This is a genomic window from Paenibacillus xanthanilyticus, from assembly GCF_042682185.1.
GTDB lineage: Bacteria > Bacillota > Bacilli > Paenibacillales > Paenibacillaceae > Paenibacillus_Z > Paenibacillus_Z xanthanilyticus.
Genome location: NZ_JBHUHA010000001.1, coordinates 3,491,908 through 3,510,696, shown reverse-complemented (window position 1 = coordinate 3,510,696; position 18,789 = coordinate 3,491,908). Strand labels below are relative to the sequence as shown.

16 protein-coding genes are annotated in these 18,789 nt (G+C 61.9%); 11 read left to right on the top strand and 5 right to left on the bottom strand.

All coding sequences use genetic code 11. The annotated features are described in order from the left end of the window. Positions 1–108: 108 nt before the first annotated feature. From ACFSKT_RS15065 to ACFSKT_RS15045, 5 genes are all read left to right on the top strand, one after another. Positions 109–897 (top strand): ABC transporter ATP-binding protein, encoded by a 789-nt coding sequence (locus ACFSKT_RS15065; protein WP_377721801.1) that lies wholly within the window; start codon positions 109–111, stop codon positions 895–897. Positions 898–913: 16 nt separating this feature from the next. Then, positions 914–1,696: an ABC transporter permease gene (locus tag ACFSKT_RS15060; RefSeq protein WP_377721800.1), complete on the top strand. Its 783-nt coding sequence runs from the start codon at positions 914–916 to the stop codon at positions 1,694–1,696. Between the two features lie 43 nt (positions 1,697–1,739). After that, entirely contained in the window at positions 1,740–4,016 is a 2,277-nt protein-coding gene (locus ACFSKT_RS15055) for an arylsulfatase (RefSeq protein WP_377721799.1), read from the top strand. A gap of 233 nt (positions 4,017–4,249) precedes the next feature. Beyond that, the gene (locus ACFSKT_RS15050) at positions 4,250–5,140 is read left to right on the top strand and encodes an ABC transporter ATP-binding protein (RefSeq protein WP_377721798.1); all 891 of its coding nucleotides are present in this window, start codon (positions 4,250–4,252) and stop codon (positions 5,138–5,140) included. Beyond that, on the top strand, positions 5,137–5,898 hold the full coding sequence (locus ACFSKT_RS15045) for an ABC transporter permease (protein ID WP_377721797.1): 762 nt from the start codon (positions 5,137–5,139) through the stop codon (positions 5,896–5,898). Before ACFSKT_RS15050 ends, ACFSKT_RS15045 begins: the two co-directional genes overlap by 4 nt. A gap of 107 nt (positions 5,899–6,005) precedes the next feature. Here ACFSKT_RS15045 and ACFSKT_RS15040 read toward each other — a convergent pair whose 3' ends face one another. Beyond that, positions 6,006–6,935, bottom strand: coding sequence for a YsnF/AvaK domain-containing protein (locus tag ACFSKT_RS15040; RefSeq protein ID WP_377721796.1), 930 nt, complete (start codon positions 6,933–6,935; stop codon positions 6,006–6,008). Positions 6,936–7,154: 219 nt separating this feature from the next. Further along, positions 7,155–7,829, bottom strand: coding sequence for a general stress protein (locus ACFSKT_RS15035; RefSeq protein ID WP_377721795.1), 675 nt, complete (start codon positions 7,827–7,829; stop codon positions 7,155–7,157). Between the two features lie 168 nt (positions 7,830–7,997). Here ACFSKT_RS15035 and ACFSKT_RS15030 point away from each other — a divergent pair, with 168 nt between their 5' ends. Genes ACFSKT_RS15030 through ACFSKT_RS15015 form a run of 4 tightly spaced genes read left to right on the top strand, consistent with a single transcriptional unit; the run spans position 7,998 to position 9,645 of the window. Continuing rightward, a complete protein-coding gene (locus ACFSKT_RS15030; RefSeq protein ID WP_377721794.1) occupies positions 7,998–8,456 on the top strand; it encodes a hypothetical protein in 459 nt (152 codons plus the stop codon). Further along, positions 8,453–8,782: a low molecular weight protein tyrosine phosphatase family protein gene (locus tag ACFSKT_RS15025; RefSeq protein WP_377721793.1), complete on the top strand. Its 330-nt coding sequence runs from the start codon at positions 8,453–8,455 to the stop codon at positions 8,780–8,782. Before ACFSKT_RS15030 ends, ACFSKT_RS15025 begins: the two co-directional genes overlap by 4 nt. A 42-nt stretch (positions 8,783–8,824) precedes the next feature. Beyond that, positions 8,825–9,277, top strand: a complete 453-nt coding sequence (locus tag ACFSKT_RS15020; protein ID WP_377721792.1) for a hypothetical protein — start codon at positions 8,825–8,827, stop codon at positions 9,275–9,277. A gap of 26 nt (positions 9,278–9,303) precedes the next feature. Further along, positions 9,304–9,645, top strand: a complete 342-nt coding sequence (locus tag ACFSKT_RS15015; RefSeq protein WP_377721791.1) for a hypothetical protein — start codon at positions 9,304–9,306, stop codon at positions 9,643–9,645. Positions 9,646–9,877: 232 nt separating this feature from the next. On the opposite strand, the gene ACFSKT_RS15010 is transcribed toward ACFSKT_RS15015, so the two are convergent. The 3 genes from ACFSKT_RS15010 to ACFSKT_RS15000 all read right to left on the bottom strand — a co-directional run bounded on the left by ACFSKT_RS15010 (position 9,878) and on the right by ACFSKT_RS15000 (position 14,608). Continuing rightward, positions 9,878–11,974, bottom strand: a complete 2,097-nt coding sequence (locus ACFSKT_RS15010; protein ID WP_377721790.1) for a serine hydrolase — start codon at positions 11,972–11,974, stop codon at positions 9,878–9,880. A gap of 247 nt (positions 11,975–12,221) precedes the next feature. Beyond that, positions 12,222–13,214, bottom strand: a complete 993-nt coding sequence (locus ACFSKT_RS15005) for a YihY/virulence factor BrkB family protein (RefSeq protein ID WP_377721789.1) — start codon at positions 13,212–13,214, stop codon at positions 12,222–12,224. A gap of 149 nt (positions 13,215–13,363) precedes the next feature. Next, positions 13,364–14,608: a serpin family protein gene (locus ACFSKT_RS15000; protein ID WP_377721788.1), complete on the bottom strand. Its 1,245-nt coding sequence runs from the start codon at positions 14,606–14,608 to the stop codon at positions 13,364–13,366. Between the two features lie 319 nt (positions 14,609–14,927). Here ACFSKT_RS15000 and ACFSKT_RS14995 point away from each other — a divergent pair, with 319 nt between their 5' ends. Together ACFSKT_RS14995 and ACFSKT_RS14990 are read left to right on the top strand one after the other, a co-directional pair. After that, a complete protein-coding gene (locus ACFSKT_RS14995; RefSeq protein WP_377721787.1) occupies positions 14,928–16,694 on the top strand; it encodes an ABC transporter ATP-binding protein in 1,767 nt (588 codons plus the stop codon). Continuing rightward, positions 16,691–18,469, top strand: coding sequence for an ABC transporter ATP-binding protein (locus tag ACFSKT_RS14990; protein ID WP_377721786.1), 1,779 nt, complete (start codon positions 16,691–16,693; stop codon positions 18,467–18,469). Before ACFSKT_RS14995 ends, ACFSKT_RS14990 begins: the two co-directional genes overlap by 4 nt. The last annotated feature ends 320 nt before the right edge of the window (positions 18,470–18,789 follow it).

Genomic DNA, 18,789 nt, shown 5'->3' with positions numbered 1-18,789 from the left:
CAAGTTATCCGTGAACAACAGCGATCGGAAGATCAGCTCTCATGCGAAGCATCATTTTGGAAGGATCCGCTTTTCATTCCGATAGCTGATAGCCCAAGGAGGCCCACTATGACCACCCAACCAGCCGGCGCCCACGCGATCCGGATCGAGAATTTGCGCAAATCGTTCGGCGCCGGCGCGGGAGCCGCCAGCCGCGAGCCGCACTACATTATCAAGGACGTCAACCTGACGATCAAAGGCGGCGAGTTCTTCATCCTGCTCGGCCCGAGCGGCTGCGGCAAATCGACGCTGCTGAACATGATCGCCGGCTTCATCGGCAAGACCGAAGGGCGGATCGCGCTCGGCGAGCAAGAGATCGAGCGGCCCGGCCGGGAGCGGGCGATGGTGTTCCAGCAGGCGGACGCGTCGCTGTTCCCGTGGCTGACCGTGCGGGAGAACGTCGAGTTCGGCCTCCGGATGAAGAAGGTGCCCAAAGCCGAGCGGCGCGCCATCTCCGACCGCTACATCGCGCTCGTCGGCCTGGCCGGCCACGAGAACAAGTTCCCGAAGGAGCTCTCCGGCGGCATGAAGCAGCGGGTGCAGCTGGCGCGGGTGCTGGCGAACGACCCGGCGATTCTGCTCATGGATGAACCGTTCGGCGCGCTCGACGCGATGACGCGGCGGACGATGCAGAAGGAGCTTATCCGCATTTGGCGGGAGACGAAGAAGACGGTCATTTTCGTCACGCACGATATTCAAGAGGCGATCCTGCTTGGCCAGCGGATCGGCATTATGTCGATCGGGCCGTCCTCGCGCATTACGGACTTATACGACATTCCCCTCGCGTATCCGCGGGATCTGTCCGACCCGAACGTGCTCGGCTTGCTCGGCACGATCGAAGCCCACTTCGACGAATAAGGAGATGACCTGCGAGATGAGCAGAGGCAAACGAATTTTGCAATACGGCGTGCTGCCGTGGGCGGCCGCCTTGATCGTCTGGCAGCTGGCCGCCTGGGCGTCGGAGCCGGACTTCCTGCCCGGTCCCTATCTGACCCTGCAAGGCGCGATCGAGCTGTCGAAGGACGGCTCGCTGTTCACCTACATTCTCTACAGCTTCTACCGCGTGTTCACGGGCTGGCTGATCGGCAGCCTGATCGCGATTCCGGTCGGTCTGGCCATGGGGCGCATCCGCTTCGTGCGGGCGCTGACCGAGCCGATCCTGAATTTCGTCCGCTTCATCCCGGCGCTGGCGTTCGTGACGTTGTTCATGCTCTGGTTCGGTATCGGCGAGCAGTCCAAAATCATCCTCGTCATGTACGGTACGATCTTCACCGTCATCATCAACACGATGACCGGGGTGCTGGCGGTCGAGGAGGACAAAATTCGTTCCGCCCGCAGCATGGGCGCGACGGAGTGGCAAATTATGCGCCACGTCATCGTGCCGGCGACGATCCCGTACATCTTCACCGGCGTCCGGCTGGCGATGAGCACCTCGTATATGGCAATTCTCGGCGCGGAGATGATGGCGGCCAACGAAGGCGTCGGCTTCCTCATCTGGAACGCGCGGCTGTATTTCAAGACGGACTGGATTTTCGTCGGGGTCATCGCGCTCGGCCTGATGGGCTTCGCGACCGACCGGCTGCTCGGCATCGTCGGCCGCAAGCTGCTCTACCGCTACGGCATCGTGTTCACGGGCTCGCTGACGCGCAAGGCGTAGGGAGAGACGACAGCACAATCATTTTCCTAAGGGAGGCCTATTCATGACAAGTTGGAGCAAAGAAACGTTCGCCGGCACGATCGGCAAGACGGTGGAAGATTCGGTGCCGAGCTGGCCGCAGCCGGCGCAAGCCGCGGAAGGCGCGCCGAACGTCGTCGTTATCCTGCTGGACGACCTCGGATTCTCGCAGCTCGGCTGCTACGGCTCGGATATCGCGACGCCGAATATCGACGCGTTGGCCGAGGGCGGCCTGCGGTACAATAATTTCCACACGACGGCGATCTGCTCGCCGACGCGGGCGGCGCTCTTGACAGGCCGCAACCCGCACGCGACGGGCGTCTCCTTCGTCTCCGGCTTCGACAACGGCTTCCCGAACACGCGCGGCAAGGTGAGCAAGGAGACGGCGCTGCTGAGCGAAATGCTCGCGGAGAACGGCTACAACACGTTCGCGGTCGGCAAGTGGCACCTCGTCCCGGCGGCCGAGCATTCGGCGGCCGGACCGTTCGACAACTGGCCGCTCGGCCGCGGCTTCGAGCGCTATTACGGCTTCCTGGAGGGCGCGACGAATCAATGGAATCCAGACCTCGTGGAAGACAACCGCCGGGTGCCGCAGCCGAAGACGGTCGCCGAGGGCTACCATCTGACCGAGGATTTGACCGACAAGGCGATCGAATACATCCGGGATCAGAAAAGCGCCGCGCCGGAGAAGCCGTTCTTCGCCTACGTCGCCTACGGCGCGACCCATGCGCCGCATCACGCGCCGAAGGCATATATCGATCGTTACAAAGGCAAATACGATAAAGGCTGGGACGTGACGCGCGAGGAGTGGTTCGCCCGTCAGAAGGCGATCGGCCTCATCCCGCAGGACGCCGTGCTGCCGCCGCGCAACCCGAACGTGCGCGAGTGGGCGTCGCTCCCCGAAGCGGAGAAGAAGCTGTATGCCCGCCAACAGGAGGCGTTCGCCGGTTTCCTCGAACATACGGATTACCATATCGGCCGGATCGTCGATTTCCTCCGCGAGATCGGCCAGCTGGACAACACGCTGATCGTCCTGCTGTCGGACAACGGCGCGTGCGCGATGGGCGGCCAAGAGGGTACGGTCCATTCGTGGGCGGAGGGCTTCGGCGTCAAGGAGACGCTGGACGAGAAGCTGCAGCGGATCGACGAGATCGGCTCGGACACGGCGAACAATCATTACGCGATCGGCTGGGCGCAGGCTGGCAATACGCCGCTCAAGTGGTATAAGTCGTTCGTGCACGCCGGCGGCGTGAAGGATCCGCTCATTATTCATTATCCGGCGGGCATTCAGGACGGCGGCGCGGTACGCACGCAGTACTCGTACGTGACCGACATCGTGCCGACCGTGCTGGAGCTGGCGGGCATTCAGGCGCCCGAGGTCTACAAAGGCGTGCAGCAGCAGCCGGTGCACGGCACGTCGCTGGCGTACACGCTGGCGAGCGGCGAGGAGCCGACGCGCAAGGAGACGCAGCACTTCGAGATGGTCGGCAACCGTGCCATTTGGCACAAAGGCTGGAAGGCCGTGGCGGCCCATAAGCCGGACACGCCGTTCAGCGACGACGTGTGGGAGCTGTATCACGTCGACGAAGACTTCACCGAGTCGAACGATCTGGCGCAGGCGCATCCGGAGAAGCTGCGGGAGCTGATCAAGCTGTGGTGGGCGGAGGCTGGCCGTTACGGGGTGCTGCCGCTCGACGGGCGATCGATCGTGGCGAAGGTGCGCGGCGTGGAGAAGGCGAAGGGCGGCGCGCCGCAACCGGCTGTAACCGAGCGGGTATTCTATCCGTCCTCGTTCGGCCTGCCGTTCGCCAAGCAGCCGGACATCCGCAACAAGCCGTTCGAGATCCGGGCGATCGTGCACCGGTCCTCGATCGAAGACGAAGGCGTGCTCGTCGCCCAAGGCGGACGGTTCGGCGGGTACGCGCTGTTCGTGCAGCATAACCGGCTGACGTTCCATTACAACTACGCCTGGGGCGTACAGTATACGATCACGTCGGAGACGGAGCTGCCGGTCGGGGAATTGACGTTGGCCTTCCGCTTCGCCCGCACCGGCGACAACGAAGGCGTCGGGACGCTCTACGCGAACGGGACGCGCATCGGCGAAGGCAAGCTTGGCCATGCCGGCGCGCTCGGCTTCACGAAGGAGCAGTTCCACGTCGGGGAGAACGACCCGACGCCGGTCAGCGAGGCGTACGCGTCGCCGTTCCGGTTCAGCGGCGAGCTCAAGCGCGTGATTTTCACGCTGGGCGGCTATTCAAACAGCCTGGAGTCGCAGCTTGCGGTGGAGCTGGCGACGGAGTAAGTCGGGAGCGGCGCTTCCGGCGGAATCGCATAGGTTTTCATGAAGAGGGCGCTTCGCGGTCATCGGTTCGGTGACGGCGGGGTGCTCTCTTTTTTGCGAGACGGACATCGCCCTGATCCGCATGGAAATGAGCGCCGGGATCATTTGACCATCTTCCGTTATAATAAGAAAGACTGGTAAGGAATGCCTCGGACTGCGAATTGTTCGCGGGGCATTAGAGGAGGTAGACGGGATTGACCGCGCTATTGACGATGGAAGAATTAAGGAAGCAGAGGCCGGACGAGCCGGATCGGACGCTGTTCTCGGAGATGACGGCGGAGATCGCGGCCGGCGACCGGGTTGCGCTGCTAGGCGGCTCTGGGCAGGGGAAGAGCACGCTGCTCCGCATATTCGCGCTGCTGGAAGCGGCCGATGGCGGCCGGCTGCTGCTGGACGGGAAGGAGGCACGCACATACGCCGAGCCGAGAGAGTGGCGGCGTCAGGTATGCTATGTCGCGCAGCAGCCCGTCATGCTGCCGGGATCGGTCGAAGATAATTTACGCGCGGCGAGCAGCCTGCACGGCACGCCGTTCGACGAGGCGCTCGCCCGCCGCTTGATGGAGGCGGTGGGACTGGCGGATATCGGGTGGCGGCGCGCCGCCGCGGATCTGTCGGGCGGCGAGAAGCAGCGGACCGCGCTTGTGCGGGCGCTGCTGCTGAAGCCGCGGCTGCTGCTGCTCGACGAGGTGACGGCTTCCTTGGACCCGGGCAGCAAGGATGCCGTGGAAGCGCTGCTGGATGATTGGTCGGCACAGGAAGGCGCCGCTTGCTTGTGGGTCACGCATGACCTTGTACAGGCCGCGGAGCATTGCCGCACCGTCTGGTTCATGGCGGAAGGGCGGCTGCTCGAGGTGGCGGAGGCGGACGCGTTCTTCCGCGAGCCGGCGACGGAGCAGGGCAGGCGCTTCGTCAGGCCGGATGCCGAGGGGCGGACGGCCGGACGCTCGGAAGCGGTGGCCGAGATGAAGCCGGAAGCTGGCCCGACGCGGACCGCCGGGGCGAAGTTGGAGGAGGGACCAGGTCCTGTAGAAGGAGCGAAGCAGGCGGGTATGGGCGCCGGCGTGGAAGGAGGCGCGCATACATGAGCAACTGGGCGCTGGCGGCGACGCTCGTCTTCGTGCTGCTGACGATGCTGCTGTCCATCAAGCGGAAGCTGGGGCTGGAGAAGGAGATCGCCGTCGGCACGGTGCGGGCGGCGGTGCAGCTTTTTCTCATCGGCTACGTGCTTCACTTTGTCTTCGATACCCGCAACCCGGCGCTGATCGTGCTCATCATCACGGGGATGATTACCGTGGCTGCGTTCAACGCGGGCAAGCGGGCGGATCGCATCCCCGGCATCCGGCTGCGCATCGCGGCCACGCTGCTCGCGACGGAAGCGCTCACGATGGGGCTGCTGCTGTCGCTTCGGATTATCGAGGCGACGCCGCAGTATATTATCCCGGTGAGCGGCATCATTATCGGCAGCTCGATGATCGTCGCCGGGCTATTCTTGAGCGCGATGACGCGGGAACTGGAGGCGGCCCGGGGCGAGATCGAGGCGCTGCTCTCGCTCGGCGCGTCGACCCGGCAGGCGCTGCGGCATTCGGCTAAGCGGGCGGTACGCTCGAGCATGATCCCGACCTTCGATGGCATGAAGACGGTCGGTCTCGTCCAACTGCCGGGCATGATGACGGGCATGATCGTGGCGGGTGCCGAGCCGATCGAGGCGGTACGGTACCAGATTCTCATCATGTTCGTATTGTCCGCATCGGCGGCGATTACCGCGATCTTGCTCGGGACGGTCAGCGCAGGGCTGTGGTTTACGGCGGAAGGGATGCTGCGTCGAACGGAAAAGCAGGCATAAGAGGATGGTGCGCGTTCATCGCGAAGCCTTCCGCAGCCTATCCGCTAACATGCAAAACGGGCTTGTCCCCTTTAGGGGATAAGCCCGCCTCTGTATTCGCAGCCTGCTTAACGTCTGGATGACGACTCGGTTTCCCGCACGACCGGATTGCCGCTCTGATCAAGATCGACTTTCTCTTTGCGGACGGTATCCTGCACCTGCTCCGTCTCCTGCACCGTGCGCTTGCCGATGACGATCTCTTCGGTGACGACCGGTTTCTTGGTTACCTCGACCCGCTCCTCGGTGACCGGGATGCGGATCGTCTCGTCCTCGCCGATCGGCGCCGCATCCGTGCGGCCGTCCGCGACGGCGCGGCGTTCGACGAAGACTTCTTCATGCTCGACCGGCACGTTGACGGTCCGATTCTCTTCGACGACGTTCTTGTGCACGACGACTTCGCCGGCCTGCACCGCTTCTTTGTCGACCTGCAGTCGCTCCTCGCGCAGCTTCAGCGTCCGCTCGCGGTCCGCCTCCAGCTCCTCGGCCGATAGCGTGCTTCCTTCTGCCGGGTACGGCGCCGACCAGTCGGTAAGGACCGGATCCGGCGTGAACAGATCGTCCGTCAGCGTATTACGGCTTGTATCCTCGGCGGTGACGGCCGTCTCGGCAAGACCGATGTTCGCCGCGACCTCGCTGCGGTTGTCCAGGAAACCTTTGGCATCTTCCGTCAGAATGAGGAATTTGCCATCCTTCAGATCCGCGATGTAGGTGTCGGTATCCTGATCCGTCAGTCCCAGCGTGTACAGCCGGTCCCGCAGCCCCTCGTGATCCTCGCCCGTGAAGAAGCGTTTCACTTTATCCAGGAAGGAGTTGTCCCGGTCTTCGTCCGCTAAGGTTTGCACGTCCGCTTTGCGATAGAGATCGGTGAGATCCCACGATTCTTCCTTGTCGGCCACGACCGTAATGTCCTGGCTTGTATATCCTCTGGCTTGGAGTGTCCGGATCGCGTCCAGCACCTCCGACGACGAGTTGAATACGCCATATACCGCTTTTGACATTGTCGATTCCTCCTCTTCGTTCATCGCTCCGTGATACAAACCGTATATACCCGGCGGGTATGAACGATAAACGAAAGCGGCGAAACTGAAGAGGATGACCGTCGTGGCGAAAAGACGGCAAGATGGCGGTATAACGGATCCCGTCGATAACCGGCATCGCGCAAAAAGAGCGGGCAATCCGATCCGCCCAACCGGATCCGCCACGGCCGCGAAGGCGCGTTAAGCGCGTCCGTCCGTCCGTTCCGCGGGCGTCCAAGCCGTACGGGAGCTTGGCGCATGCGCGGGCGCCGGATCCATGAGCGGGTCGGCCGTGTACAAATCGTTGCTCATCGGCGCGTGAACGGAGGTATCTGCTTCGCGAACTTCATGAGAAGCGGCGGAGACGCGATCGTCGTACAGCGCGCCTTCCGACAGCGCCGCCAGCGCCGCTGCATCGAGCCGTCCGCCGTTCACATACGGATGCGGAGGCGCGTCGTCTCCCGCCGCCGCGGCCTCCTGTCTGCTCGCATGGACGGCCTCGGGGTAATCGGGCGGCAGCTGCCCCGCACCGCGGGCGCTCTCGACGAGCACGAGGAACTTGCCCGCATGCAGGTCGGGCAAATAATCATCGATATCGCCGTCGCCCACGCCAAGCGCGACGAGCCGCTCGCGGAACAGATCGCGGTCTTCGCCGGTGAACCAGCGCTTCACCTTCTCGAGGAAGGAAGCGTGCTCCTCCTCGTCCTCGACCGCTTGAATATCGGCTTTCCGGTACAGCGAGGCGAGATCCCAGGGCTCGTCGGCCTGCGCGACGACGCTGATTTCGTAGCTGTCGTAGCCTTTTCGTCGGAGCGCATGAATCGCTTGCAGCACGTCGGCGGTCGCTTCGTACACGCCGTATACGGTTTTGCTCATCGGTTATCCCTCCTAGGTATCGAACGGGGTGGTATAGGAAGTATTACCCGGTTGCAAGAAACGGATAACGAGCGGCAGGTAATTCTGGTGGACCACGCATGTTGTTCGGTAAAATAAGGTATTACGTGAGGTCGTGGAGAGAGCAGGTGGGACATGAGCGGGGTTGTTATGAATCGAATAGCGTTGGATTTGAACTATGAAGTCAAGCAGGTGTTCCGAAGCCTATCGAAATATAAGCGCGAGAAGGTTCCGGCCGTCGCGGAGCGCATCGAAGTTTATGTCGAGGGGGTGCGGCTGCACGGGGACAATGTATTTGAATCGGAAGCTTTCTTTACATCGCTTACGCGCGAGGGGACATTCCCGATGTTCAATTGCACGTGCGGTATATTCGGCTGCGGGGGCTACGAGGTTAGCGTACGCCACGAGGACGGTCGAGTGCGCTGGGATACGGAAGGGCTGACCTTTGTGTTCGAACGTGGCGAGATGCTCGGGTTTGCGGAGGAACTGCTGGCCGGACTGGAGAGGCTTGATCGGGTGCTGGCTTCGCATGGACTGCCGCCCCGGTACGATAACCCTTCATATATAAGCCTGATTCAACAGTTCGCGGAGGGAAGGCTGTCATCATGAAATTATTATTTATTTGCAGCCGCAACAAGTGGCGCAGCTTAACCGCCGAGCATCTGTTCCGCGGGCTGGAGGGGTACGACGTCCGGTCGGCCGGCACAGAGGAAGGTGCCCGCATTAAGGTGACGGAAGGGCATATCGGCTGGGCGGACGAGATTTTCGTCATGGAGAAGAAGCACGTCCGGCGCCTTAAGGAGAAGTTCGGCCCGCAATTGGACGGGAAGCCGATTCGGATGCTCGATATCCCGGACGATTACCGGTACATGGACGAGGAGCTGGTTGAGCTGTTAAAGAACCGGGTGTCGGAGTTCATCGACTTCCCGGAATAACAAGGCTTGTTGTTAGTGGACAGAGCAGAAGGGGGAACAAGCGTGAATCTAAACCGAATCGAGACGAGAATGATGGCAAGCTTGTACTGTGATCAGCATCAAACGATTCTTATCGACGGTGAGCCGCTTGATGCTCTGCTGCACCGCCTCTATCCGGAAGGCTTCTATGAGGGATTGGTGCCTGTCATCGTGGATTGGATGAACTTGCCGAGCGAGCAGGCATTCGTCCGCGGGAAACTGCTGTCGCACCAACAGCTGGATATCATCCCGATCCTGATGTGTCCGGAAGACTGCGATCTGAGCTGCTCGGTTATTGCCGCTGAAATCGAGCGGAGCGGAGAAACGGTGAAGTGGCGCAGAATGGGGAAACCAATCGTGAACCCCGATGAATGGATGACGGGGAAGGAACCGAAGATGGAATGGCTCGACCTTGTGCCTACGATGCAGTTCGATCGGCAGGCGCACGATGCCGTGCTGATCGGATTGCTTGACTGACCCTGCGAACGAAGGAGGCTGTCGCGTTGGAGTACCATCATGACCGCATACAAGGCATCGAGCCGGAAGGCTTACTATATATTGACGACGATGGGCGCGAGCGTACGATCGACTTCGAGACGTGCCGCCGCAATTGGATGATGCACAGCGGCGTGTCGGAGACCCGCTGCGTCGCATGGCGGGATATCGATCATGATCCGCCCTACATCGAGTTTTTCACCGATCCGAAAACCCGCTTCACGTTTCCCTACAAGCGCACATGGCGGGAGAAATGGCGGCGGCACCCTTCGGAGGTGGGGGAACGGTATTTCCGGGCAACGGTCGACGCGCTGAACCGGGAGGGCTGGACGACGTTCGATTTGTCCTGACGGGCCGGCTCTCGTCAAGGCCGAACGGTTAAAGGACGGGATCGTCGTCACGACCGACGCATCGGATGGCAAGGAACAGCGCCTGCAGTTCGCGATGACGAGTGAGCGAGAAGGGGCAGTGGAAAATCCAATCGATCCAAGCGCTATGACGCGATGAGCACAAGCAAGGCTGTCCGGACATAATCGTTCCCGGACAGCCTTGCTGTCTTCTATGCGCCTGGCTGAGCCTGAATTAAACGCCGAGAATGCCGCGCAGCAGCGTGCCGTAGAGCGCAGCGGCCTCTTGCTTGCTCATCGCGGCGCCGGGGCGATACTCGGCCGCGCCGCTCGCGTCCTTCGTCACCTCGGGACCGTGCCAGCCGGCGGCGACGACGAATTGCACCGCGTCGTTCGCCCACTTGGACGGAGCGGTCGCCAGCTTCGCGGTCTGCGGCGCCGCGCCGATGAGGCCGGTCGCGAGCCGGTACGCGACGACGGCGGCTTCTTCGCGGGTAATCGCGCGGTCGGGCTCGAAGTTCTGGCCCGGCACGCCCGTCAAGACGCCCAGCTCATACACCGTCTGCACGAGCGCGGCGAGCGAATGATCGCGCACGTCCGGGAACGCGACCGGGTTCTTGGAAGGCATGACCCCGGCGATGCGCGCCATGATGGCGACGAATTCGGCGCGGGTGACGGCGCGCTCCGGCTCGAAGGCCGTAGCCCCGTCGTCCTTGAACGCCCCCAGCGAGCGAAGCAGGTTAATATCGGCGGCATACGGACTATCGACCGGCACGTCGGCATAAGCCGGCTTCTCGACGAGCTTTTGCGATAGGCTGTCCGGGGACGTGTAGTAGATGTAGGCAATGCTGCCCTTGTCGTCTTCCTTGAAGGCGGCGATCTGACCGGATTCGTCCTCGAACGTCAGCGGGCCCGTCGGCTTCAGCGTATGCGAGCCGAGCGCGTCCTCCACGAGCAGGACGCCGTCGCCCGCGGCGACCTTGGTCGCCAAGAGCGGCGTGCGCAGGCTGCTGTAGAGCCCTTCGAATTTAGCCAACTGCTGCTTCGTGAGGGCGGGGCCGGCCGGCGGATTGCCGGCTTGCTTCGGATAGAACCGATCCATGAAAGCGTCGAAGAACAGCGTGCGGAGCTCCGTGGACGCGTCCGAAGTGGACAGGATCAGCCCGCCGACGTTGTGCTCGGGGAGGAGCCACATCCAGGAGTGGTAACCCGCCAGGTCGCCGCCTTTGCCCATGACGTATTGGCCGTTCTGCATGTTATGGAAGAACGATTCGAAGCCGTAGCCCATGATCGGTACGCCCGGGGCGGCCTCATAATGCGTCTCCAGCATCGATTTGGCCGTCTCGGCTTTCAATACGCGCTTGCCGCCGAACGCGCCGTCGTTCAAATGGGCGATCATGAAATTCGCTAGGTCGCTGCCGGTGGCGAGCATGCTGCCATCCGGCGAAATGGCCGGGGTCAACTGATAAACGTCGAGCGGCTCTCTCTTCCCGTCATAGCCGGTCGCCAGACTCTTCCCGGACGTCTCGTCAAGCAGGTACGTGGCGTTGTTCATTTGAAGCGGAGCGAATACGTGCTCCTGCATATATTGCTCGAACGGCTGTCCGGATACGTTCTCGATAATGAGTCCTTGGATGTTGAACGCGAGATTGTCGTAGCGGTAGACGTCGCCGGGCTTGCGCACGACGGTCGGCGCGTTGCGTTGCACGAATTCGCTCAGCGAGAGCGGCTTCGAGGCCACCGGATTCGCGTCCATGCCCGAGTCGGTAAATTCGAAGCCGGTCGTATGCGTCAGCAGGTGCTCGACCGTGACCGGCACGCCGGTCTTGTTCACGATATTCACGCCGGGCAGGTACTTGGTAATGTCGCCATGGAGATCGACCTTGCCTTGTTCGACGAGCTGCATGAGACCGGTCGAGGTGACGGCCTTCGAGATGGAGGCGAATCGGAACAGCGTCCCGTTCGGATCGATCGGCTTCTTGGCGGCGACGTCGGCATACCCGTACCCTGCGTTCAGCAGCACCTTGTCGTCTTTCACGACGACCGCGATTGCGCCGGCCAGGATGTCCTTCACGTCCTTGCGGGCGAAGAACTCGTCCGCGAACGCCTGGACGGCCTTGGCGTCGACGACCGGCGTCTGCGCGGTTGTTCCCTGCGCTGCGGCGGCAGCCGGTAGGCTTGTGGTTCCCGCGGCAGGCAGCTGTTGAGCGGACGATGCGGCATGAGCCGCTGCGGGCGCGCCGGCAACCGGCGCGGCGAGCAGCGCGGCCGCGAGCAGGGACGCGACGGCGATCTGGGTCGTGCGGGCACGATTGCGTATCTTTTTGCTCATCATTTTCACTCCTTATGGCTTGTGGCAAATCAATCCTTCCATTTCATGGTAGTGGAAGGGGAGAGGCCGTAACACCGTCCCCGGAATGAAAAGATGCGGACCTCCAGGCGGAGGCGGGAGCTGGACCGCAGGCGCACCGCGCCAGACGATACATGAAGATGCCACGCGAACAGGGCTGCGTCCGCGTCATCGGAATGACGAAGATGCAGCCCTCGGGGAGCAGGAAACCTGGATATGCGACTTTGCCTTACGCCTTCTTCTTCTTCATGAACGGCAAATGAAGCGCGAACGATTTGCAGGCGGGCTTCTGTTTGCCGTTCTTGTCGAAATGCAGCACCGCGTTGATCTCCCCGCCGATGACGATCACGATGCTCGACAGATAGAGCCAGGTCAGCAGGACGATAATGCCGCCGATGCTGCCGTACGTCTTGGAGTAGCTGCCGAAATTGTTCACGTAGAACGAGAACGCCAGCGACGTCACGATCCAGCCGACCGTGGTGAAAATCGCGCCGGGCAGCACTTCCTTGAACTTCAGGCGCAGATTCGGGACGAACATGTACATCAGCGCGAAGACGATGGACATGATCGCGATCGGCAGCACATATTGGGCAATGCCCCAGATGACGTCGAAGCTGCCGGGCAGCTGCATCCATTTGTACAAATTGTCGCCGATGACGCGGCCGAAAATGAGCATGACCATGCTCGAGACGATAACGAGCGCCAGGACGACGGTGAAGAGCAGCGAGATGCCCTTCACTTTCCAGAACGGCCGCGTCTCCTCGACGTCGTAGGCTTTGTTCAACGCTTTGATGACGGCGCTCACGCCGTTGGAGGCGGACCACAGCGTGATCAGCAGACCGAAGGACAACAGCGAGCCGCTGCGGGACTGCTGGATTTCCTCGAACGCCTCCGAGATCGTCCTCGTCGACGTCTCCGGCAGCACGAGGCGGATGCCGTCGATGACGTCGCGCACCGTCAAATCCGCGAAGCTCAGCACGGCGATGATGAAGATGAGGAAAGGGAAGAACGACAAAATCAAGTAATACGTCAGCTGCGCGCCCATCGCCGGCACCTCGTCGTCCTGGAAGCGGCAGTAGAGGTTCTGCGCGAACTGCCAGCCGCGGCTTTTCGTATCCTTGCGGTTCGCGGGAGCGTCATTGCGTTTGGTATCCGGCCCGTTAGCCGGACCCACGGGCTTTCGGCTCTGACCGCTGCCCGTCTGGTGTATCGTGCCTGCCATAAGTCCAAGCCTCCTCTTCGATCGGTAGTCCTCATTACCCCGCGCTTCGGGGAGACAAACCCCTCGAGGCGGGGTATGAGGGGCGATGACTAGCGGAGGCTGTCGGGCGTGAAAGCCGAGTCGCCGGCTGGCAAGGCAGGGGAGCGGGGCTAGCTTCCGGCGATTGCCGTCGGATTCCGGACGGCGCCGAGGAAGACGATCGCCCCTGTCTCGCCCTCTTCGATCGCGAAGAAGAACGGACGGTCGGCCGTGAATTCGAACGGCTGCCCGGGCTCGCCGCCGCCGTCGACCGCAATAGCCGTCGCCGCCGCGGCTTCCGTGCCATCCTCATCGACCTCGATGCGGGCCTGGTGGACGACTTGAGTGATATAGAACAGCGCGCCTTCCTCCGCCATGCCGGAGAAATCCGCCTTGGTCGGGTCGAAGGCGGTCTTCATCCCGAGCTGTCGCAGCGTATCCTCCAGCCGCAGCGTCGACTTGATGCTGAAGCGGGGGATGCAGACGGTTCCGCCCGCGGTCGCGAGCCCTCCGCGCCATGTCTCCGGGCTGCTTAGCAGCTGGGGCAGAAGGGCGTCGAGTCCGCCCGGATCGCCGGGCAGCACGATCGTCATGCGCCATTTGCCCTCGCCATACGGCAGCTGCAGCACCTCGTACGCCTTCTCCTTCTTATAGGGGTAAGAACCGCTTTGCTCCATCATGGGGACGTTCGCCGTCTTCTCGTCCGCAAGATGGAAAGGCCGCTCCCGCGTCTGGTCCTTTTCGAACGGCTCGCTCCACGCCCCCTTGAAATAAATCGCGTTGACGAGCGCCGACACGGTATCGGGCGGGAAGCTTTCGATCAAGCGGGGAATCATCCCTTTCGTATGCTTATCGACCCACTTATTGACCACCGCGGGCGCGTCCGGATCACGGAAATCGATGGCCTGTATTTCGGCGTCGTAATAAGTCTTCAAATCCGCGGCGTACGTCTCCTTCGGCTGAATGCCCCGCTGCACCCAAGCGGCGTTCGCGATCCGAGCCGTGACCTCGGGATCTTGGTGCTCGAGCACATCCGTCAGCGCCCGGGTGCCTTCGTTCAGCTCGTGTACGGACAACCCGCGCGCTTCCAGCGTCTGCAGCATCTCCGAACGGGTTATGCCCGCGGCCCCGTTCAAGACGAGACCCATCGCCATCGACACGCTAAGCGGGGAGAAGAAGCGGTTCTCGGCGGTGCCGGGCAGCAGCCGGCGTCCGAGTTCCAGGGAGAAGGCGTTCGCGGATGCGATCTGATCGCGGTTCGCGTCCGACGCCGAGAAGCTCGGGCGGTCGGGAGACGCGCCGCAGCCAGCCGAGAAGAGGAGACACACCGTGACGGCAGCCATCGCAATCCTTCTTATGTACGTTGATACCATCATTCAGACGACCTCCCAATATTGTCCTTTATTGGAATATGACGGGCGCACAGAAAGAAAAGTTGCATAACGGCTGGTCAGCCCGTGCCGCCCGGCCATTCGAAACGGCTGTTTGCGAGGGGCAGCGCAGCGAATAAAACGATTGAAGAAGCTGCTAACCATTGATAGAATGGGAACGTTAGTTCTTAAGGAGGGCCAACTCCGGCAGAGAAAAAGGCACATGCGACGATACCGAACGAATCGGCAATGTTGTAAACTGTAAAGATATTCAAATTGGTTACATCATAAACGTCATCATTATGATTACGGTCAAGGAGGCGCCATGAATCAAGGGAAATCGAACGTATCATTCCGGCATTACGCCGCTTTGATGCGCCGTTATTTGCTTCCGCAGCGGGGAGCGCTCGTTGGTTTGACGGTGCTGCTGTTCGCCTCGATCGGCCTGCAGCTGGTCAATCCGCAGATTATCCGGTTCTTCATCGACGAGGCGCAAGGGCAAGGCGCGATGGAACCGCTTTATTATGCGGCCGTCCTCTTCATCGCGTTCTCCGTCGTGCAGCAGGTCGTCAGCGTCGTGGCGACGTACCTGAGCGAGAACGTCGCGTGGCGAACGACGAACACGCTGCGCGGCGATTTGGCGGAGCACTGTCTGTCGCTGGACATGAATTTTCATAAGTCGCACACGTCGGGCGCGATCATCGAGCGGGTCGACGGCGACGTGAACGCGCTGGCGAACTTTTTCTCAAGCATGATCATCCACCTGGCGGGCAACGTGCTGCTCATCTTCGGCATTATCGCGCTGCTGTTCCGGGAGAATTGGATCATCGGCGCCGGCATGACGCTGTTCGCCGTGTTCGCGATTTATATCATCCAATGGATCCGCAAATTCGCGGTGCCGGTATGGAGCGGTTGGCGGCAGTCCAACGCGGAATTCTACGGCTTTATCGGCGAGCAGCTGGAGGGGACGGAGGATATTCGCGCCAATGGAGCGGGCGGCTTCGTCATGGGACGCTTCTTCGGCCTGCTGGCGCGGATGCTTCCGCTGCGGGTCAAGGCATTCCTCGGCTTCGCGATGATGTGGACGTCGACGATCGTCATCTTCGCCCTGGGCAACGCGCTGGCATTCGGGGTGAGCGCCTATCTTTGGTACAAAGACGACATTACGCTCGGCACGGTGTACCTCATATTCTATTACACGGAGCTGCTGGCCAAGCCGATCGAGAAAATCCGCACGCAGCTGGAGGATTTGCAAAAGGCGGACGCCAGCATCGTGCGCATCAACGAGCTGTTCGAGATGAAATCGGAGATCGCGGACGGACCGGGCGTTTCCTTCCCGGCCGGGCCGCTCGCGGTCGAATTCAAGGACGTCGTGTTCAGCTACGAAGGGGCCGAAGGCGCGCCGACGCTCAAGGGCGTCAGCCTGAAGCTCGCGCCGGGCGAAGTGCTCGGTCTGCTGGGACGGACGGGCAGCGGCAAATCGACGATGGCGCGCATGCTGCTCCGCTTCTACGACCCACAGCAAGGCGAAATCCGGCTTGGCGGCGCGGATATCCGGCAGGCGAAGGTGAGCGAGCTGCGCTCGCGCGCGGCCATGGTCACGCAGAGCATCGAGATCATGCAGGCGACGGTCCGGGATAACCTGACCTTCTACGACGATGCGATCGCCGACGAGCGCATCATCGCCGTGCTGGAGGAACTGGGCCTTGCCAATTGGTACCGGACGCTGCCGAAGGGATTGGATACGATGCTGGCCTCCGGCGGCGGCGGGCTGTCCGCCGGGGAAGCGCAGCTGCTCGCGTTCGCTCGCGTCTTCCTGTGCGATCCCGGACTCGTCATCATGGACGAGGCTTCCTCGCGTCTTGACCCCCTGACCGAGCAGCGCATCGAGCGCGCGACGCAGCTGCTGCTGGAGCGTCGGACGTGCGTCATCATCGCGCATCGGCTGGCGACCGTGCAACGGGCGGACCGCATCCTCGTGCTGGAGGACGGCGAGGTGCTCGAGTTCGGCAGACGGACGGAGCTTGCGGCCGATCCGGACTCGAGATTCAGCCGGATGCTGAAGACGGGGATGGAGGAGGTGCTCGCATGAGTACGTTTACGTTTTTGTGGCGGCTAATTATGTACCGTCCGATCCGGTATTTCGTCAACGCGCTGGCGTGGACATTGATCTATTTGGCCCCGATCGCGCCGGGCTTGGTCACGAAGGAGTTCTTCGATACGTTGACCGGCGACGCCGCGCTTAACCTCGGCATTTGGGGCATCGTCTCGCTGTTGATGGGCGCGGCGCTCGCGCGGGTCGCGCTCATTTTCGTCGGCTTCATCACGGATGTTCATTTTCGGTTCCGCATCGGCATGCTGCTGCGCCGCAACATGCTCGCGCACGTGCAGAAGCAGCCGGGCGCAAGAGCGATCCCCGTATCGCCGGGCGAGGCGATCAGCTACTTCCGCGACGATATCGACCAGACGGAGGAAGCGGCGAGCTGGTCGGTCGACGCCTTCGGCATGACGACGTTCGCGGCGGTGTCGGCCGTCATCCTGATCGGCATCGACGCCGAGCTGACGTTATACGTCTTCCTGCCGCTCGTGCTTGTCGTGACGGCGGCGCAGCTGTCGACCCAGCGCATCCAGAAGTACCGGGCGGCCAGCCGCGAAGCGACCTCGAACGTGACGGGCGCGATCAGCGAGATGTTCGCGAACGTGCAGTCCATCCAGGTGGCCGGCGCGGAGAAACGCGTCGTGAACCGGTTCCGCCAGCTGGGCGAAGAACGGCGCCGGACGATGGTGAAGGACAAGCTGATGAGCGAGCTGCTCGATTCAGTGTTCTCCAACTCCGTCAACCTCGGCACCGGGCTGATCCTGCTGCTCGCGGGCCAGAAGATGCGGGGCGGCGCTTTCACCGTCGGCGACTTCTCCCTCTTCGTCTACTACTTGACGTTCGTGACACAGTTCATTACGAACTTCGGCAAGTTCCTTACCTACTTCAAGCAGATGGGCGTTGCGCTGGAGCGGCTGACGGCGCTGCTGCAGGGCGCGAAACCCGGCGTCCTTACCGCTTCGCACCCGCTATACCTCTCGCACCGGGAGGGCGGCTTCGATCCGCACGAGGCGCAGCATGGCGCCGCGGCGGGCTTCGATGCCGGACTGGAGCGGCTGGACGTGCAGGGGCTCGGTTACCGTTATCCGGATACGGGCAGAGGCATCGCGGACATCAGTTTTTCGCTGGAGCGAGGCTCTTTCACCGTCGTGACCGGCATGATCGGCTCCGGTAAGACGACGCTAGCCCGCGCGCTGCTCGGCTTGCTGCCCGCTGCGGAGGGAACAGTGAGCTGGAACGGCCGGGTGGTCGCGGATCCGGGGGAGTTCTTCATCCCGCCCCGCAGCGCCTACACGGCTCAGATTCCGAGGTTGTACAGCGATACGCTCCGCAACAATATATTGCTCGGCCTCCGAGAGACGGAAGGGAACTTGGCAAGGGCGATCCATGCGGCGGTCATGGAGCATGATATCGAGCATCTGCAGCTCGGGCTCGAGACGGTCATCGGACCGCGCGGCGTCAAGCTGTCCGGTGGACAGGCGCAGCGGACCGCAGCCGCGCGAATGCTCGTCCGCGATGCGGAGCTGTACGTGTTCGACGACCTGTCGAGTGCCCTCGACGTCGAGACCGAACGCAAGCTGTGGGAGCGCTTGTTCCAAGCTCGAGGCGAGGCGACCTGCCTCGTCGTGTCGCACCGGAAGGCGGCGCTGGCTCAGGCCGACCAGATCATCGTCATGAAGGACGGCCGAATCGAGGCCAAGGGGACGGCGGAGGAGCTGCTCGCCGCCAGCGAATCGTTCCGGCAGCTTTGGCATGGCGACGCAGGATAGCAGCTGTGCACGAATACGGGGATCTTGCGGCATCGGGCCGCAAGATCCCCGTATTGCTTCTTTATCGTGGAAAATAATATAACACGCCGCGCCGCCATAAGATGATGCAGCGGATTCACCTAGTCAGACAATGAACGCGATTTCTTTCCTAATCGAAGAAGGATATATAGTATTTGGCAAGTTTGTAAGGTAATCTTGCGAAATGCGGCAGGGGGCGGTATGATAGCACAAAAGAACAGCATTTCTTCAATCTTATTCGACAATTTTAGACAAAATATGCTATATACATCTAAAAAACGCATCGTTATAATGACATAATA

Bases quoted from the DNA above. Each gene is read 5' to 3' on its own strand.
- ACFSKT_RS15000 (WP_377721788.1), bottom strand. From the start codon at position 14,608: ATGATGGTATCAACGTACATAAGAAGGATTGCGATGGCTGCCGTCACG.
- ACFSKT_RS15035 (WP_377721795.1), bottom strand. From the start codon at position 7,829: ATGAGCAAAACCGTATACGGCGTGTACGAAGCGACCGCCGACGTGCTG.
- ACFSKT_RS14990 (WP_377721786.1), top strand. From the start codon at position 16,691: ATGAGTACGTTTACGTTTTTGTGGCGGCTAATTATGTACCGTCCGATC.
- ACFSKT_RS15055 (WP_377721799.1), top strand. From the start codon at position 1,740: ATGACAAGTTGGAGCAAAGAAACGTTCGCCGGCACGATCGGCAAGACG.
- ACFSKT_RS15010 (WP_377721790.1), bottom strand. From the start codon at position 11,974: ATGAGCAAAAAGATACGCAATCGTGCCCGCACGACCCAGATCGCCGTC.
- ACFSKT_RS15005 (WP_377721789.1), bottom strand. From the start codon at position 13,214: ATGGCAGGCACGATACACCAGACGGGCAGCGGTCAGAGCCGAAAGCCC.
- ACFSKT_RS15030 (WP_377721794.1), top strand. From the start codon at position 7,998: ATGAATCGAATAGCGTTGGATTTGAACTATGAAGTCAAGCAGGTGTTC.
- ACFSKT_RS15025 (WP_377721793.1), top strand. From the start codon at position 8,453: ATGAAATTATTATTTATTTGCAGCCGCAACAAGTGGCGCAGCTTAACC.
- ACFSKT_RS15060 (WP_377721800.1), top strand. From the start codon at position 914: ATGAGCAGAGGCAAACGAATTTTGCAATACGGCGTGCTGCCGTGGGCG.
- ACFSKT_RS15040 (WP_377721796.1), bottom strand. From the start codon at position 6,935: ATGTCAAAAGCGGTATATGGCGTATTCAACTCGTCGTCGGAGGTGCTG.
- ACFSKT_RS14995 (WP_377721787.1), top strand. From the start codon at position 14,928: ATGAATCAAGGGAAATCGAACGTATCATTCCGGCATTACGCCGCTTTG.
- ACFSKT_RS15045 (WP_377721797.1), top strand. From the start codon at position 5,137: ATGAGCAACTGGGCGCTGGCGGCGACGCTCGTCTTCGTGCTGCTGACG.
- ACFSKT_RS15065 (WP_377721801.1), top strand. From the start codon at position 109: ATGACCACCCAACCAGCCGGCGCCCACGCGATCCGGATCGAGAATTTG.